This is a genomic window from Streptomyces sp. Je 1-4 4N24, from assembly GCF_026239515.1.
Taxonomy (GTDB): Bacteria; Actinomycetota; Actinomycetes; order Streptomycetales; family Streptomycetaceae; genus Streptomyces; species Streptomyces nigrescens.
This window is the reverse complement of the sequence record NZ_CP110836.1, coordinates 1,040,410-1,057,263: the sequence shown is the minus strand read 5'-3', so window position 1 is coordinate 1,057,263 and position 16,854 is coordinate 1,040,410. Positions and strand designations below refer to the sequence as shown.

Here is a 16,854-nt window from a genome sequence, read left to right as displayed (position 1 = left end):
TCCGCCCGCCCGTGGCAGGCCGAGGGATGGCTGCCCGGTGAGCGACTACGGAGACGGACAACAGTTGCGCCCCGACCCCATGGACGGACTCCGGGTCGATTTCACCCCCTTCTTCAAGGAGGTGCAGCACGGTTACCTCGGCTACGCGATGCAGCTGCTGCGCAACCGTCAGGACGCCGAGGACGTGGTCCAGATAGCCGGGATGAAGATCCATGCGAAGTGGGACGATTTCCTGGCGCACAGCAACTACCGGGCCCTGGGCCTGCGCATCCTGCGTGACGCCATCAAGGACTACATCCGCTCGCGTAACCGCGTGACCCGCCGCGAACGGGCCGCGGCCGCCGAAGCCGGGCGCCGTCAGTCCTGCGTCGACCAGATCCTGCACCTCGGCACCTTCGACGCCCTCGACCGCGCCATGGACGAACTGGCCCGGCGTGAGCCGGTGCAGGCGGACTGCGTCCGGCTCCGCGTGGCGCAGCTGAGCTACGAGGAGATCGCCGAGACCCTCGGCATCACCCCGGGCACGGCGCGCACCTACTACTCCCGCGGCCGCCAGCTCGCCAAGGAACTCGCGGCCTCCTATCTCCGGAACGAGCAGGAAGGAGAACCGTCGTGACCATCGAAGACATTCTGCAGGCCGAAGCCGATGAGGTGGGTAGCGTACTGGCCGACCACGACCCTGAAGCCTTCACCCGCCGACTGGCCGAGCGGATCGCCGAGGCCGAGCGGATTGCCGAGGCCGAGCGGCAGACACCCCCGGCACGGCCGGTTCCCGAAGGGCGGCACGACCGCGCCCCGGCGCCGGCGCGCCCCGGCCGTGCCCGGCCGCTGCCCCGGCGTCCACGGCCCAGGCCCGTTCCCAGCTCCACGGCAGGCCCCGAGGAGCTGCGTCGGCATCTGCACACACTGTGCGAGTCGGTGCTGCGCGGGGGGCACCTGGGGCGTCTGGAGAAGTTCGCCCGGGACTACGACGCGGCCGGCGCCCGGACCTTTGCGTGCCTGCTCTACTCCATCAACCGGCACGAGGCGGCGGTCTTCTGGTGGCGCTTCGCCGCCGGCGCCGAGGACCAGCTCTCCGCGCACTGCCTGGCCATCCACCACGCGGCCGACGACAACCTCATCGACGCGCGCCTGTGGCGCACCATCGCCACCGCTCTGGGTTACTCACCGCACCGGCATCTGCCCAACCCGGCCCCCGGAGCCCCGCTTCCGGACCCCGGTTGGCTGCTGGCGCGTTCCGGACCCGAGCTGCAGCAGTTCGCCGAGCCACAGGCCCCCCTGTCCGCAGGGTGTGCGGGGTGCTGAACGGGCCGGGCAGGCGGCCCAACTGCCCCCGGAAGCCCGGCGATGAGACACCGCCGAAGGGCCGGGCCCGTACGTACCACCCACCACCGATCAAGGAGAAGCCCATGAAGGATCATGCGGAGGCCCAGCAACCCCCGCCGCGTGTTCCCGCGAAGCCACGACGCCACCGGCTCAGGAGGTACGCCCGCTTCACCGCCGCCCATGCCATCGAGGGCATGACCGGGGCCGCCATCTCCGCTCTGCTGCTGTATCTGATCCAGCGGTAGACGGTCCCGGACTGGGGGCTGCCTCCTGCCGCCGGCCCGAAGGGGACGGCGGCAGCGGCATGTCCGGCGCACCCGCATCGCCGACCTCCCGAACTCGGCCGCGCCGTCCGGCATTTCGACGCGGGCCGCGGTTAGTGGCTCCGCCGACGGGGAGGGTTCCCCCGTACCCAGTCGTCCCGAGGCAGCGTCACGACGGACAGGAGGCCGGATGACAACCGAACCGGTGGGGACCGTGGATCTGGCGGCATTGGGGGAGGACTTCGTCCGCGACCCCTATGAGGTGTACGCGCGGCTGCGCGCGCGAGGCCCGGTGCATCGGGTACGGCTCCCGGAGGGCACGGCCGTCTGGCTGGTCGTCGGCTACGACGAGGTGCGCGCGGCGCTCAGCGACCCCCGGCTGTCGAAGGAGTGGCGGCACGCCTCGTCCGCGCAGCCGATGCAGCCGGTGTCCAGCGGTGTGTCGATGCTCCGCTCCAATGCGCCGCAGCACACCCGGCTGCGCGGTCTGGTGGCCCGTGCCTTCACCGCGCGCCGGGTGGCGTCCCTCGCGCCGCGCGTCCAGGAGTTGACCGATGAGCTCCTGGAGGCGATGCTCGCCGCCCCCGACGGCCGCGCCGACCTCGTCGAGGCGCTGGCCTTCCCGCTCCCGATCACGGTCATCTGCGAGCTGTTGGGAGTTCCCTTCCTGGAGCGGGACACCTTCCGTACCTGGACCGACATCCTGATGGTCGGCGCCCCCACACCGCAGACCAGGGAAGCGCTGGCGGCCATGACCGGCTATCTCGACCGGCTGGTGGAGACCAAGCGCGCCCGCCCCGGGGACGACCTGCTGAGTGACCTGATCGCGGTGAGCGACGAGGACGGCGACCGGCTCAGCCATGAGGAACTCCTCGGCATGGCCCAGTTATTGCTGATCGCCGGCTACGAGACCACCGGCAATCTCATCGCCAACGGCGTCCTGGCGCTGCTCACCCACCCGGACCAACTCGCCGCGCTGCGCGCCGATCTGTCGCTGATCGACGGCGCGGTCGAGGAGATGCTGCGCTACGACGGGCCGCTGGAGACCTCCACCTTCCGTTTCACCATCGACCCGACCGACATAGCGGGCACGGTCGTCCCCGGCGGTGGCGAGGTCGTGCTCCCCGTGATCGCCGACGCGGGACGCGACCCCCTCCGCTTCGACGATCCCGACCGCTTCGACATCACCCGCGCCGCCCGCGGCCATGTGGCCTTCGGCCATGGCATCCACTTCTGCCTCGGTGCCCCGCTCGCACGCCTGGAGGCCCGGATCGCGGTGCGCACCCTCCTGGAACGCTGCCCGAAGCTGGAGTTGGACGCCCACCCGGCCGACCTGCGCTGGCGGCTGGGCGCATTGCTCCGCGGCCCGCGGCAGCTCCCGGTCCGCTGGTCGTGACGCCCTGCCCGGCTCGTCGACGGTGCCGCGCGCCGCAACGGTCCGACGCGCCGGACGAACGGAGAGCCCTGGCCTGACAGCGCGGGCTCGCCGGGGCTCCGCTGGGCCACCGGGGAGTCACGGCCGGGGCGGCGGGACGGCCCGCGTCGCCGCTCCGGCACGCCGTACATCACGCTTGCCGCACGCAAACGGCCTAGTCATCCTCCGGGGCGAGTCTGATTGCCGCCGTCCCGGGGGAAACGCACAAGGTGATCGCGGAGAACGGATCCGGCGCGCTGCCCGCCGGAAACCCGACGTTTTCCCCGTTCCGTATCACTGACCTGCGTGCGAGGGAGAAATGTATGACCAAGGCTCATCCCGCATGGGACGGGGAGATTTCGGCCGTGGCGGCCGGGGGCAGGGACCCTGTGCGTGAACACCGTGCCGGAGCGAAGACCGACCTTCGGCGCACCGGAATCAATCCGAATTTCTGGTACCCGGTCGCGGTATCCGGAAGCGTGCCGAAGAACAAGACCTTCGCCGCCGTATTCGCGGGGGAGCGGATTGCGCTTTACCGCGGCGCAAGCGGCACGGTCTTCGCCCTGGAGGACCGGTGTGCCCACCGCCAGGTACCGCTGAGCATGGGCGTCGTCGAGGGCGAGACGCTGCGCTGCTGCTACCACGCCTGGGCCTACCGTGGGAACGGCCGGATCTCGCAGATCCCGTATCTGCCCAAGGGGGTCGACCGGCCGCCGCGCGGTGTGCGCCCCTATCCGGTCCGCGAACGGTACGGCCTGGTGTTCGTCTTCCCGGGTGACCCGGAGAAGGCGGATACGACTCCGCTTCCCGAGCTGCCGGAATATGATTCGGCCAAGCACAAGACCATGGTGTTTTCGCGCACGGTGCGCTGCCACTACTCGTTCATGCACGAGAATCTGCTGGACATGAACCACCAGTTCCTGCACCGCGGTGTCCTCGGCAAGATTCAGCCCGAGCTCCTAGGATACGAAACGGGTCCGGAATTCGTGGAGGCCCGGTATCTGTTCGTTCATGCCGGTGGAAAGAAGGACCGCGGCGCCGGTCTGCTGTCCGGCGAGGGCTTCGGCGGGGGAAATTCGCCCGACGTCATCACCGTCCGTACCGAGTACCCCTATCAGACCCTTCAAGCGGTTCCCGAGAACGCCGAACTCCCGGCCTTCTCCCTCTGGGCGGTCTATGTACCGAAGGACGCGGAGCAGCGCACCCATCATGCCTATGGCCTGCTCATGATTGCGAAGCCGCCGATCCCGGGAGCCCTGAATCTCGCCTGGCCGCTCATCCGGCGCTTCACCGAGCGGGTGTTCGCCGAGGACCGGATGGCGGTCGAGGCCGAGCAGCGGGCCTGGGACGAGCAGGGCGAGGACTGGAACCATGAGGTCTTCCCGCTGATCCTCGATGTCCGTGACGTGTTGCGCACCAACGGCGTCCCCATCCGCCCCGAATCCGCCCTCTGCGGCGCCGCCGCGTTCTGCGACGGCTCACCGCGGGCCGGCACACCGTCGGGCACCGCATCGAACCTGCCGGGCTGACCGGCCGGTTCGACAGAGGGGAGGGCTCCGGCTCGCGCGGAAGGCGCCTGGCCCGGCCTCACCCCAGGTCGGACGCCTTCCGGGCGCGGCTCCATACCGCCCGTGACCTGGTGACTTTCGGTGGCCGCACCCGTGCAGCGGGTGGCGGGTCGCTGGTCGGCCGACGGGGGGCGGGGGATCGTGGCAAGGTGGTGAGTGAGGTTGCCTCCCTCGTTCATCCCTCGATTCCGTGGTGGAGGCTCGCATGGACGTCAAGGAGTTCTTCCAGGCAGTGGCGGATCGCGCGGGGCTCTCACGACAGGAAGCGGCCGATCTCACCCGCGCCACTCTTGAGACGCTGGCGCTGCGGCTGAGCGACGGCGAAGCCCGCGATCTGGCCCTCGAACTTCCCGAGCCGCTGCGTGTCTCGCTCCAGCAGGGGCGGGGAGAGATGGTGATCTTCGGGCCGGAGGAGTCGATCCGCAAGGTGCGCCGGCGCACCGGCCTGTCCGGGCCGGAAGCCGACCGCGGTGTACGGGCGGTCCTCAGCACGCTGCAAGAGGCCGTCTCCCGCAAGGAGTTCGAGCACGCCATGTCGCAGCTCGGCAAGGAGTACGCACAGCTGGTGGAGCCCACGCCCTGACGGGCCTGCTCGTCCGGCGATCTCTGCGGACTGCTCACCGCGGCTGACGCGAGGAGTTGAGGGCGGCGGAGTGCTGGTCGCGGGGGCGACGGCCCGCCCGGACGAACCGCTCGAAGGTGTTCTGCGCGCACACCTTGTGGCCCACGTCACTGTCTGGCTAAGCTCCGGCACGATTCGGGCACATTTCCTCCGCAAGTTGACCTATTGGTGAGGCGATCTTCACGGTCTGCCCACATGTGTGAGGTGGCTTCGCATGGAACGGTCAGCGACATCAGCGGCAGGCGGCGCACCCTACGACTTATCGCGCGTCTCCTCCTGGGACGCGACGCCGGGCGGCCCGACGAGCGGCCCGGCGGACGGCTCGGCGGACGGCCCGACGAACGGCCGCACGGTCCTCCGCCCAGCACGGACGGCGCACGACGGCGCCCGCCCCGGCACCGCGAGACCGTCCCCGGGCCGTGTCTGATGACCGGATCCGCCCCGGCGGTGGCACCGGCCGCGCCGCTGCCCCACGTCCGCCGCGACCTCCGGCTGTTCTGGGGGGCGGGCACCTGTGACGCCCTGGGCAGCCAGACGTCCGGGCTCGTGCTGCCGCTGTTGCTGCTGACCCTCGGCCGGTCCCCCGCCGAGGTCGGTGCCCTCGCCGGACTCTCCGCGGCCGCCACGCTGCTGCTCGGCCCGCTCGCCGCCGTCCCCGCCGACCGCGGGGCGCGCAAGCACCTGATGGTGGGCTCCGCACTGGTCTCCGCCGCCGCGATGGCCGGCGTCACCCTCGCCGTCTCCGCGGGCCAGGTCCCGCTGGCCGTGCTCGTCGCCGCCGTGCTCGTCGAGCGCTGCGCGACCTCCTGCTATGAGGCGGCGGCGCTCGGGACCGTCGCGCTGGTGTGCCCGCCCGCGGAGCACCGGCGCGTCCTGTCCCGATTACAGGCGGGGGAGCGGGGCGCACTCGTCCTCGGTCCCGCACTGGGCGGGCTGCTCTTCCACGCCGAACGCTGGCTGCCCTTCCTGGCGGACGCCCTCTCGTACGCCGTCGCGGCCGGCTGTATTGCCGCCATGCGCTCCCCCCTCGTCCCGCACCGTACGCAGCGTCCGCCGGCCGGCACGGTGCACCGCGGTCTGCGGGCCCGGACCTCCGAAGCCGGGGCGGGACTGGCACTGATCCGCCGCGACCCCTTCCTGCGGCTGGCGCTCGTCTGGATCTCGGCCGTCAACGCCCTGCTCGTCGCGCTGTATTACACGACGGTTTTCGCCCTGCAGAACCACGGCCGGGGCGCGGCGCCGCTGGGTCTGGTCCTCGCGCTCGCCGGGGCGGCCGGCCTGGCCGGTGCGCTCGCCGCACCCCGGATCGCCGGCCGGCGCCCCACGGGCCGCGTGCTGATGACGGTCTCCTGGCTGATGGTGCCGCCGGCCGCGGCCCTGGCGACGGCCCGCGACGCCTGGCACTTCGGCCTGCTGTTCGGCCTGCTGTGTCTGCTGACGCCGGCCGCCACCGTGGCGCTGCAGGCCCGGATCATCCAGGTCATCCCACCCGGGCTCCAGGCCCGCACCGGCACCGTACTGGCCACCGTGTCGGGCGCGGCCGCGGCCGTGGCGCCCGCCCTGGCCGGGCTGTCGGCCGACCGGGCCGGGGCCGCCGCCACCCTCGTGGGCTGCGCCGCGCTGCTGGCCGGGCTCGCGCTCTACACGACCTGTGCGGCACCGGCCCGCACCCGCCACGCCGCTACGGAGCCCGTATGAGCATGACCGCGGCACACCGCGCCGCCCTGCCGCCTTCCCATACCGGCTTCCGGGTCTACCACCCGGCGCTCCCCGAGGTCTGCCCGCGCGACCCCGCGCGGATGGCGCTGGCCGCGGACGCCGACGGCCGCTGCGAGATCTTCACCTGGAACGCCGCCACCGGCACCGCACGCCAGGTCACCGACAGCCCGCACGGCACCCTGCACTGCGCCCTCGACGCCGAGGCCCGGGTGTGGTGGTTCGCGGAGGACCGCGGCGGCCTCGGGCTCTGGTACTTCCAGGACTTCGAGGGCGGTGCCCGGCAGCCGGGCCTCACCGGTCTGCCGCCGGGCCTCCCGCACGGCCTCGCCGTCAGCGACGCCGGGACCGTCGCCATCGGACTCGGCGACGGCCGCGGGATGACCGTCCACCTCGGAAGGCCGGGAGGTCCGGCCCGGCAGGTGTGGACCGTCGACGGGCAGGCGCGGCTGGCGGGCATCTCGCCCTCGGGAGGGCTGCTGGCCCTGTCCGGGACGGCCGGATCCGACCGGGCGGTCACCCTCCTGACCTGCTCCGGGGCGGTGCTCGACCAGCTCTCCGGACACCACGGCCGGCTGTGGGCGCTCGGCTTCGCGCCGTCCCCGGCAGGCACCGAGCTGCTGCTGGTCCAGGAGCACCACGACCACTACCGGCTCGCGACATGGCGGCCCGGCAGCGGGCTGCTGCCCCAGGACTGGTGCCGCTTCGACACCGAGATCACCGCGCGCTGGTACCCCACAGGACGCCGGGTCCTCATCCGCCAGGACCGCCACGGCCGTTCCACCCTCGCCGCGGCCGACCTCGACCGGCGCACGCTGACCCCGGTGCCCTCCCCGCCCGGCACCCTGCTCGACGCCGCCCCGCACCAGGGCGACGAGGTGCACTACCTCTGGACCGACACCGCCACCCCGCCCCGGATGCGCTCCACCGCCGGCACCCGGCTCCCGGAGCTCGCCACCCTGCCCGCCCCCACGCCCGGGCGGCACCGCGAACTGTGGACCCCCGGCCCGGACGGCCCCGTGCACACCCTGCTCAGCACCCCGGACCCGATGACCGGCCGGCGGCCACCGCTGGTGTTCCTCATACACGGCGGCCCCGCCGACCACGACCGTGACGCCTACGACCCGGAGGTGCACTCCCTGGTCGCCTCCGGGTTCGCGGTGGCCCGGGTCAACTACCGCGGCTCCACCGGTTACGGCCCCCGCTGGCGCACCGCGTACGGCGCGGGCGTCGGGCTCACCCAGGTCGCCGACCTCGTCGCGGTCCGTGCCGATCTGCTCCGCCGCGGGCTTGCCCGGACGGACGCGATCGGCCTGTGGGGCACCTCCTGGGGCGGCTACCTGGCCCTGCTGGCACTCGGCACCCGGCCGGACCTCTGGCAGGCGGGCGTCGCCGTCAAACCGGTCGCCGACTGCGCGGCGGCGTACCGCACCGGCACCCCCGCACTGCGGGCCCTGGACGAGCGGCTGTTCGGCGGCACGCCCGACGCGGTGCCCGAGCGCTACGCCCGGAGCTCACCCCTCCACTACGCCGCCGACGTCCGGGCCCCGGTGCTGGTGATCGCCGCCACCCTCGACGCCAAATGCCCGCCCGGCCAGGTACGGAGCTACCTCAGCGCGCTGCGGCAGGCCGGTGCGGCACACGAGTCGATGTGGCTGGAGACCGGCCACGACGGCTACACCGGCGCCCACCATGTGGCCGTGCTGCGCCGCGCCATGGGCTTTCTGGACCAGCATCTGCGCCGCGCCCCCGCGGCCCACCGAACCCCCCGTCCATCGAGGGACGGGGTCTTGGGAGGCACCGGCCCGTCCGGTCCCCCCGGATCGTGAGATCCGTTCCGCAACCGGCAGAAGAGGAGCAGCAGCCATGCAGAAGGACATCATCCACAACGACCCGCTCGCGGGTGACGAGGAGAACCGCAGGCCGGGCATCGGCATCACGGTGACCGTCCCGTTCCGCAACGCCGAGGACACCGAGGAGGACTGATCCTCCCCGGCCGGCCCGGTGCACACCGGGCCGGCCGGACCCGCGCACGTCACCGGCCGCCCGCCCGGCCGCCTCCCACCCCACCCGCCGTACGAGGAGCCGCCATGCGCGTCCTGCTGGTCAATATGCCCTGGTCCCCGATCGACCTCCCGTCCCTCGCCCTCGGCATCCTGAGACGAAGCGTCGACGAGCGCACCTCCGGCCGGGCCGATGTCCTGCACGCGAACCTGGAGTTCACCGACTGGATCACCCGACGGACCGCCTTCACCGCGGACGACTACCAGTTCTACGCGCTCTCCTCGTACTTCATGGGATGCGGCGACTGGGTGTTCTCCTCCGCCCTGTACGACGATCCCGAGTGGCGCGTACCGGAGTTCAGCGTCTCGATGCGCGGCAAGCTGCGCGACGAACGGCTGCGGATGTCCAAGGAACTGCACCGCGTGGTACCGGAGTTCGTGCGGGAGATCGCCGAGCGGATCGTCGCGGCCGGGCCCGACGTCGTCGGCTTCACCTCCACCTTCCAGCAGAACACCGCCGCGCTCGCCGCCGTCAAATACGTCAAACGCCTCGCCCCGCACATCAGAACCGTCATGGGCGGGGCCAACTGCGACGCCGAGCAGGGCGCCGCCACCCACCGCAACTTCCCGTTCCTGGACTTCGTGGTCCGCGGCGAGGGAGAGGCCGCCTTCCCCCAGCTGCTCACCGCTCTCGACGAGGGCGGGGACCTGTCCGCCGTCCCCGGGCTGTGCCATTGGGGCGCCGACGGCAAGAGCGTCGCGAACCCGATGAGCACCCGCCCGCTGCCGCCCGCCACCATCCTGCCGCCCGACTACAGCGGGTACTTCGAGCGGCTGGCGTCCTCCGTCGCCCGCAACTGGGTGGAGCCCAAGCTCGTCGTCGAAGGGGCCCGCGGCTGCTGGTGGGGGGAGAAGCACCACTGCACCTTCTGCGGCCTCAACGGCTCGTTCATGCAGTTCCGCAGCAAGAGCCCCGACACCTTCTACGAAGAGATCATGGAGCTGGCCCGCCGGCACCGGGTGCTCGACATGTACCTCGTCGACAACATCCTCGACATGGGCTACCTCACCACCGTCCTGCCCCGCATCATCGACAGCGGCTACGACCTGCGGATGCACATCGAGATCAAGGCGAACATGCGCCGTACCCAGCTGCGCACCCTGGCCGAGGCCGGAATGATCTACGTCCAGCCGGGCATCGAGAGCCTCAACAGCCGGGTGCTCGACCTGATGGACAAGGGTGTGAGCGGCTGTCAGAACGTCCGCATGCTCCGGGACGGGGCCGAGACCGGGCTCTCCGTCTCCTGGAACTACCTCCACGGCTTCCCCGGCGAGAGCGCCGCCGACTACGAACCCGTCATCGCCCAGATACCGGCCCTGGAACACCTCGACCCGCCGGTCGACCTGTCCGCCCGCATCGCCATCGAACGCTTCAGCCCGTACTTCAACCGGCCCGAGCTCGGCTTCACCGGTCTGCGCCCCGAGGAGCACTACCGCTTCACCTACGACCTGCCCGAGTCCGAACTCCTCGACATGGCCTATGTCTTCGAGGCACCTGAGCGCGGCATCACCGAGCCCACCGTCACCGCGCTCAACGACGCCCTCGGCGCCTGGAAGAAGCGCCACGCGGACAGCAGGCTCACCCATGCGGACCTCGGCGACCGCATTGTGCTCGTCAGCCGCCGGCACGCCTTCACCTGGGGCGCCATGGAACTGACCGCGCCCACCGAGATCGCGGCCTTCCGGCTCCTCGACCAGCCGCACGCCCCCGCCGCGCTGACCCGCAAGCTCACCGCCCGCCTGCCCGACCACCCCGTCGACGAGGCCGCCGTCCATGCCCTCCTCCAGCACTGGGTGACCCTCGGGGTGGTCTTCACCGACGGCGGCCAGTACGTCCATCTGGCACCGGCCGCCGTCAACGAGGACCTGCTGCGGCTCGACTTCATGCGCCACACCCATGCCGCGGCCGCCCCGCAGGAAGAGCCCGGCGACGCCGCCCGCGCCCTCGTCGCCCACGTCTGAGACACCGACCGGCCAGCAGCAGGACAACCGTGCCCCGCAGGAGTCTCAATGACGAAGTCAAGCCGCTTGCGTGACCGGTGGGGCGGAGGTGAAGACCCGTCCGTCACGCAGCAGGGCCCACAGCACGCTCGCCCGTCGGCGGGCCAGAGCGATGACGGCCTGGATGTGCTTGCAGCCCTCGCCGCGCTTCTTGAGTTAGAAGTCCCGGTTGGGCCCGTCGCGGATGATGCTGGTCTGCGCGGACAGGTAGAACACCCGCCGCAGCCGGCGGCTGTAGCGCTTCGGTCGGTGCAGGTTGCCGGTGCGTCGGCCGGAGTCGCGCGGGACGGGCACCAGGCCGGCCGCCGATGCCAGGTGGCCGGCGTCCGTGTAAGCCGTGAGGTCGCCGGCTGCGACGACGAACTCGGCGCCGAGTATCGGGCCCATGCCGGGCAGGGACTCGATGATCTCGGCCTGCGGATGGCTGCGGAACGTCTCGCGGATCTGCTTGTCGATCCGCTTCAGCCTGTCGTCCAGCGACAGGATCTGCTCAGCCAGGTCGGCCACGATCTGTGCGGCGATGTCCTCGCCGGGCAGCGCGGTCTGCTGGGCCTGAGCGGCTTCCAGCGCGGTCGCGGCGACCGTGTCGGCGCTCCGGACGCTGCGGTTGGCCAGCCAGGCCGTCAGTCTTGCCCGGCCGCGGCGGCGGAGCGCGGCCGGGGTTTGGTAGCCCGTCAGCAGGACCAGCGCGCCTTTGTGGGCGGAGTAGTCGAAGGCCCGCTCCAGCGCGGGGAAGACGCCGGTCAGCACGTCGCGCAGGCGGTTGATCATTCGCACTCGGTCGGCCACGAGGTCCGTGCGGTGGGCGGTCAGCAGCGCGAGGTCGGCAGCCAGCTGCGCCGGTACGTCGATGGTGGCGAAGTCGCTGCGGTGGCGGGCGGTCTCGGCGATGACGTAGGCGTCACGGGCATCGGTCTTCGCCTCGCCCCGGTAGGCGCCCGACATGCGGTTGACCGTGCGTCCGGGCACGTAGACGGCCTTTTGGCCGTGTGCTGCGAGCAGCGCAAGCAGCAGCGCGGAGGACGTACCGGAGATGTCCACCGCCCAGTGGACCTGGTCCGCCAGCTCGAGGATCTCGCCGAGCGCGGTCAGGATCGCCGACTCGTCGTTGTCGACCTTCTTCGACCACAGCGTCGCGCCGGTCTCATCGACCGCAGCCGCCCAGTGGTGACCCTTGCCGGCATCGACACCGGCCCAGACCTGGGCTTTCCGCTCGCTCACGTGCCCCTCCTCATTCCGCACGACATGCCGTCGGCCCGAGGAACACCCCGCTGTCATCTCCGTAATCAGCGACCGCACACAGCGCGCACATCTCAATCAGCAGCCAGGGCGCCCCGGAGGACCGGGCGGCCACTCCTGCGAAGCCACTGAAGGCAAGAACCCATAAGCCACACCCGGCCCTCCCGGGCCGACTAACAACTTACGGAGAAACCCATGACCAGCACCGCCGCCCCCGCCTCCCGAGCACTGACCCTCCAGGCCTGGCGGGACTACGACGAGGAAGCCTGCACTCTGCCGGGCATGAGCCTGGGCGCCGTCGACCTGACCGCCCCGCCGGACGATCAGGCCGCCCAGCTGTGGGAACTCGGGGCACGCCGGGTGGAGTTCACCAGCGAGATCGACCTGACCGCGGTCGACGACCCGGCCGACGCCGCTCACGCCGTCCGGCGGCTGTGCCTGATCCGCGATCTGACGGCCCGTGCCGTGCTGGTGCAGTGGCAGCTGCGGCTGTCCCCGGAGCCCGACGACGGCTGGCGCGACCTCAGCCACCTCCAGCCGCCCCGGACCCTCACCGGCCCCGCCGACCCCGTGGCCGCGCTCGCCCAGTGGCGCAACGAGCACTACCTCTGCAAGTGCCTGTGGCGCCAGGGCCCCGGCTTCGTCCAGATCCGCGACCGCCGCTGGGGCGAACTGCGGCGCTTCACCGCCGAGGAGCCCGAATACCAGGAGGCGATCACCCAACTCTCCTACGGGACACCGCTACGGGCCGTGCCGAAGGCCATCGCCGCCGACTTCCTGGAGGAGCGTCTGGTCTTCCGCACCGGCCCCCTGTTGTGGTGGCTCCCGTACCGGGTGAACCGGTGGATCCAGGAGGCAATGGCCGTGTGAGGCCCGCGGGGGAGTGGGACGCTCTCCACGGGCGGGCCCGCACGATCCCGTGCGGGCCCACTTTCTGATTCAGCTGTTACACGTCGTGAAGTCCGGGCTGGTCTGCGCCAGATAGATGCTGGACCGGCCCTGGTCATCGGACCGCAGCGGAACGGTGACCGTGTCCTTCGCCTTCCACGGGAAGCCGTTCGCATCGAAGGTCCACTCACCGGTCACCTTCGTCGCCAGCTCCGACAGTGCCACCCATCCGTAGTGACGCGACGGCACGTTGATCGTCAGGCTGTTGCCGAGATCCGTCCGCAGGTCATAGGTGACCTGGCCGGAGAGGGTGAGGCTGACGCTGGTCTGCACCGGGCTCGCCATACCCGTGCCGAGGGTCGAGGTGAAGGACACCCCGAGCTGGCTCGACCAGCCGCTGGAGGTGTTGAGCGAGAACGTCCACGGCACCGGCGTCTCGGTGCCGTTGTACCAAACAGGAGAGATGCACTGCTTGGGCAGCGGCTCGGCCGGGGCCTGCGACCCCTTCGTCCACGAGCAGGTCGCCGCGTCCTTCTGGCAGCGCTTCGACGCATAGGCCACCGCGGCCTTGAACGCGGGGCCGGTCGCCGACGAGGGGATCTTCCACTGCTGCGCCTTGCTGCCGTTGCAGCCGTAGGCCTGGGTCCACGCGTCGTCGTATTGGGCGCCCAGGACGACGTCGATGCACTTGTTGTCGCCGGCGTTACGGATCAGGTAGGTGTCGCTGGTGCCGTTCACGGGCTGGAAGTACCAGCGCAGACCGGACGCTCCGGAACAGGACCGCTGCTTGAGCGGATGGCCGGCTTCGATGCACTTGCCGGTGGCGTCGTTGACGAGGGTGAACGACCCGTCGGGCTGCGCGCCGGCGGTCCACTTCTGGTGGTGGCCCGGCGCGGAGTTGGTGACGATGAAGACACCGTCACCGGTGTTGCCGTTCTGTACGTCCAGGTTCCGGCCGCTGTTGACGGACGTGAAGGTCAGGCCGCTCAGGCCCGGACCGTCGTCGGCATGGGCCGTGCCGGCCTGGGCGGACAGGCCGAGGGTGACGGCGAGCGCGGTGATGAGGACGGCGAATGTTCTGCGTAAGCCGCTGCGTCTGGGCGGTTTCATACCAGAACAACCCCCTTATCTGATCGGAGTGTTGGTGGGGCGTTCCACCTCGTTCCGCACGCTATCGCTCCCGGTGATCCTGCGGCAGTACTCCGCCGCACACGCTGAGGGCCGCCCCGGCCTGCGGCCCTCGCTCGCGCCCCCGGTACCGCCGCGCCCGCCGCCTACCGCGCAGACTCCGCCGAGACGTCCGGCTGTGCCGCCGCTCGGCTCCGACGCGCGTCCTCCGGGACCTGCGCCCGCGCCTTCCCCCGCATCCGCGACACCGCTACCCCGGACAGGCACAGGAGGCCACCGAGGAGCGTCAGCCAGCCGGGCACCTCGCCGAGGAACAGCCACGACATGAGGACCACGAGCACGGGCACCGCGTAGGTCGTGGTACCCATCTTGCCGACGGTCGTACGGGACACGGCGTAGGCCCACGTGGTGAACGCCAGGGCCGTCGGGAAGACGCCCAGGTACACCATCTGCAGCGTCGCCGACACCGGGGCCCGGCTCACCTGCGACACCAACTGGCCGGCGAACGGCAGACAGGCCACCGTTCCGGCGAGCGCACCGAACGTGGTCACCTGCATCGGAGTGGCGTGCTTCAGCGTCGGCTTCTGCAGCACCACACCCACCGCGTACGCCAGCGCCGCGAACAGGCACAGCAGTACGCCGAGGAGGGACGACTCTCCGCCGCCGGACATGGACAGCCCGACCACCACGGCCCCGGCGAATGACACCGCCATGCCCGCCATCAGCCTGGGCGGGAAGCCCTCCTTCAGCAGCCATCCGCCCAGGAGTGCCATCAGGATCGGCCCGACATTGACGACCAGGGAAGCCGTTCCGGCATCCACATGCCGCTCACCCCAGTTCAACGCGACCATGTACGCGCCGAACCACAGGACTCCCGAGGCGATGATGCCGGGCCAGGCCTCGCGGGGCGGGAATCCACCGCGCCGGGCCAGCAGGAGGGCGCTCAACACGACGGACGCCACCGCCAGTCTGCCCAGGGCGAGTGCGCCCGGCCCGAAATCCGCAGCGGAGCTGCGGATCGCGATGAACGACGACGCCCACAGCACCACGGTGACGGAGGCCGCGGCGAGCGCCCGGCCATCCGCCCCCCTCACGGACCTGGCCTCGCCAACCCCTGCCTGTGTTCCCTGGCTCACTCCTGTACCCTCCCCGAGCTCTTTGCGTGCGCCCTGCGCACGCACATGAGCCGCCAGCTTGTAAGAGCCGACGCCCGGGTGACAAGCGAGTAAGAGCGCTCGTGGGGCGGACCGACCGGCCGCTGGACGAACCGGCCTCGGCCCCGGAACCTCGGCAGCATCAACCAACGGGCCCATTCAGGTCCGTGTGGGGTGCGTGGCGTCGTAGCGGTGCCGGTTGTTGTTGATCTCGTGGCGGTGTGCGGTGGCCCATTCGCCGAGAGCGACGACGGAGTCCAGCAGTGTCGCGCCGAGTGCGGTGAGGGCGTAGTCCACGCGTGGGGGAACGCTCGGGTGGACGGTGCGGGTCAGCAGGCCGTCGCGTTCGAGTTGCCGCAGCGTCAAGGTGAGCATGCGCTGGGAGATGCCCTTGACGGCGCGGTGCAGTTCACCGAATCGCATGGTGCGGTCGCGGAGTTGCCCGACGATCAGAATGCTCCACTTGCTGCCGATCAGCCCGAGGATCTGGAGCACCTCCCGGCATGCTTCCTCGTCGGACTCGCGGTCGCCGCCCGCTGCCGGGGGCGGTGTGGAGTCGCGGTGTCGCGGGTCCGGGGAGGTGTTCCTGCGGGGCGCCAATGGTTACCTCCGTGTGCGTCACCGACATGAATGTGCCGTCTTGTTGCGGCCTTCCCCGTAACAAATCATGGGGCCACGCACAGACAGTAAGTGGTCGGCGGCGGGTTGCGGTAGCACCGGTCCGATCGCTGTGATCGGAAGGAATCTGCCGTGTCCAAGACGCTCGTTGTGGTCGGTGCCGGGCCGGGGCTGGGGATGGGGGTGGCCCGCGCATTCGGCCTCCGGGGCTTCCGGGTCGGGCTGATCGCCCGTACCAGGAGCAAGCTGCACACCCTGGTGGGTGAGCTGGCCGACCTGGGCATCACCGCCGCCGCGTTTCCAGCCGATATCCGCGATCGCGACGCGCTCACCACAGCCCTCGCCGCGGCGGGGGACACCCTGGGACCGATCGACGTGCTCGAATACGGCCCCAGCCCGACCGGGCCGATCACCCGTGCCGCACAGACCACGGTCGACTCCGTCACCGCGCAGTTCGAGCTGCAGGTGCTGGGCGCGGTGACCGCCGTTGGCCATGTGCTGCCGCAGATGCTGGCCCGAGGCGACGGCACCCTGCTGCTGACCACCGGCGTCTCCTCGACGATCCCCGCCCCCTTCCTGGCCAACGTGGGTATGGCCATGGCCGGGCTGCGGAACTGGGCACACACCCTGCACGCTGAACTCAGGCCACAGGGCATCCACGTGGGGACGGTGACCATCGCCTCCGGGATCACCCCCGGCGGCGGCGAGGCCGACCCTGACGCCATCGGCGCCCGCTACTACGGCATGTACCAGCAGCGGAACCGCATCGAAGAGGTCATCGGTGACCTGGACGCTTTCCGCTCCCTCGTCACCCGGACCGGTGGGCACGGCAATCCGGCCGGAGTGTGAGCGCG

Annotated in this window: 14 protein-coding genes and 1 pseudogene; 11 read left to right on the top strand and 4 right to left on the bottom strand. The window is 71.2% G+C overall.

The features are described from left to right. The first annotated feature begins 37 nt into the window (after positions 1-37). The 9 genes from SLV14N_RS04375 (at position 38) to SLV14N_RS04335 (ending at position 10,934) form a co-directional block, all read left to right on the top strand. Complete coding sequence (locus SLV14N_RS04375; protein WP_208679819.1) at positions 38-616, top strand: RNA polymerase sigma factor; 579 nt, start codon at positions 38-40, stop codon at positions 614-616. Further along, on the top strand, positions 613-1,305 hold the full coding sequence (locus SLV14N_RS04370; protein WP_208679818.1) for a hypothetical protein: 693 nt from the start codon (positions 613-615) through the stop codon (positions 1,303-1,305). The genes SLV14N_RS04375 and SLV14N_RS04370 overlap by 4 nt, the downstream gene beginning before the upstream one ends. Positions 1,306-1,409: 104 nt before the next feature. Next, entirely contained in the window at positions 1,410-1,571 is a 162-nt protein-coding gene (locus SLV14N_RS04365; RefSeq protein ID WP_263268169.1) for a hypothetical protein, read from the top strand. 208 nt (positions 1,572-1,779) lie between these two features. Then, the gene (locus SLV14N_RS04360; RefSeq protein WP_263268167.1) at positions 1,780-2,985 is read left to right on the top strand and encodes a cytochrome P450; all 1,206 of its coding nucleotides are present in this window, start codon (positions 1,780-1,782) and stop codon (positions 2,983-2,985) included. A 341-nt stretch (positions 2,986-3,326) separates the two neighbouring features. Next, positions 3,327-4,532 (top strand): aromatic ring-hydroxylating dioxygenase subunit alpha, encoded by a 1,206-nt coding sequence (locus SLV14N_RS04355; RefSeq protein WP_263268166.1) that lies wholly within the window; start codon positions 3,327-3,329, stop codon positions 4,530-4,532. A gap of 244 nt (positions 4,533-4,776) precedes the next feature. Continuing rightward, on the top strand, positions 4,777-5,154 hold the full coding sequence (locus SLV14N_RS04350; protein WP_208679814.1) for a DUF2267 domain-containing protein: 378 nt from the start codon (positions 4,777-4,779) through the stop codon (positions 5,152-5,154). Positions 5,155-5,397: 243 nt separating this feature from the next. Continuing rightward, the gene (locus SLV14N_RS04345) at positions 5,398-6,891 is read left to right on the top strand and encodes an MFS transporter (RefSeq protein ID WP_263268164.1); all 1,494 of its coding nucleotides are present in this window, start codon (positions 5,398-5,400) and stop codon (positions 6,889-6,891) included. Continuing rightward, positions 6,888-8,738: an alpha/beta fold hydrolase gene (locus SLV14N_RS04340; RefSeq protein ID WP_263268162.1), complete on the top strand. Its 1,851-nt coding sequence runs from the start codon at positions 6,888-6,890 to the stop codon at positions 8,736-8,738. The genes SLV14N_RS04345 and SLV14N_RS04340 overlap by 4 nt, the downstream gene beginning before the upstream one ends. 261 nt (positions 8,739-8,999) lie before the next feature. Next, positions 9,000-10,934, top strand: coding sequence for a RiPP maturation radical SAM C-methyltransferase (locus SLV14N_RS04335; protein WP_208679812.1), 1,935 nt, complete (start codon positions 9,000-9,002; stop codon positions 10,932-10,934). A 57-nt stretch (positions 10,935-10,991) separates the two neighbouring features. Here the strand turns inward: SLV14N_RS04335 and SLV14N_RS04330 are convergent. Next, positions 10,992-12,194: pseudogene (locus SLV14N_RS04330) on the bottom strand (IS110 family transposase). A gap of 213 nt (positions 12,195-12,407) precedes the next feature. Between SLV14N_RS04330 and SLV14N_RS04325 the strand changes: the two are divergent. Further along, entirely contained in the window at positions 12,408-13,082 is a 675-nt protein-coding gene (locus SLV14N_RS04325) for a DUF5825 family protein (RefSeq protein ID WP_263268160.1), read from the top strand. 69 nt (positions 13,083-13,151) lie between these two features. Here the strand turns inward: SLV14N_RS04325 and SLV14N_RS04320 are convergent, their stop codons facing one another. The 3 genes from SLV14N_RS04320 to SLV14N_RS04310 form a co-directional block, all read right to left on the bottom strand. Next, positions 13,152-14,210, bottom strand: a complete 1,059-nt coding sequence (locus SLV14N_RS04320; protein WP_263268159.1) for an RICIN domain-containing protein — start codon at positions 14,208-14,210, stop codon at positions 13,152-13,154. 164 nt (positions 14,211-14,374) lie between these two features. Then, on the bottom strand, positions 14,375-15,322 hold the full coding sequence (locus SLV14N_RS04315; protein WP_263268157.1) for a DMT family transporter: 948 nt from the start codon (positions 15,320-15,322) through the stop codon (positions 14,375-14,377). 219 nt (positions 15,323-15,541) lie between these two features. After that, positions 15,542-15,877, bottom strand: coding sequence for a helix-turn-helix domain-containing protein (locus SLV14N_RS04310; RefSeq protein ID WP_208687687.1), 336 nt, complete (start codon positions 15,875-15,877; stop codon positions 15,542-15,544). Between the two features lie 255 nt (positions 15,878-16,132). Here SLV14N_RS04310 and SLV14N_RS04305 point away from each other — a divergent pair, with 255 nt between their 5' ends. Further along, positions 16,133-16,849: an SDR family oxidoreductase gene (locus SLV14N_RS04305; protein WP_263268156.1), complete on the top strand. Its 717-nt coding sequence runs from the start codon at positions 16,133-16,135 to the stop codon at positions 16,847-16,849. The last annotated feature ends 5 nt before the right edge of the window (positions 16,850-16,854 follow it).

Coding starts and splice junctions, on each gene's coding strand:
- SLV14N_RS04365 (WP_263268169.1), top strand. CDS start 1,410: ATGAAGGATCATGCGGAGGCCCAGCAACCCCCGCCGCGTGTTCCCGCG.
- SLV14N_RS04360 (WP_263268167.1), top strand. CDS start 1,780: ATGACAACCGAACCGGTGGGGACCGTGGATCTGGCGGCATTGGGGGAG.
- SLV14N_RS04355 (WP_263268166.1), top strand. CDS start 3,327: ATGACCAAGGCTCATCCCGCATGGGACGGGGAGATTTCGGCCGTGGCG.
- SLV14N_RS04350 (WP_208679814.1), top strand. CDS start 4,777: ATGGACGTCAAGGAGTTCTTCCAGGCAGTGGCGGATCGCGCGGGGCTC.
- SLV14N_RS04340 (WP_263268162.1), top strand. CDS start 6,888: ATGAGCATGACCGCGGCACACCGCGCCGCCCTGCCGCCTTCCCATACC.
- SLV14N_RS04335 (WP_208679812.1), top strand. CDS start 9,000: ATGCGCGTCCTGCTGGTCAATATGCCCTGGTCCCCGATCGACCTCCCG.
- SLV14N_RS04325 (WP_263268160.1), top strand. CDS start 12,408: ATGACCAGCACCGCCGCCCCCGCCTCCCGAGCACTGACCCTCCAGGCC.
- SLV14N_RS04320 (WP_263268159.1), bottom strand. CDS start 14,210: ATGAAACCGCCCAGACGCAGCGGCTTACGCAGAACATTCGCCGTCCTC.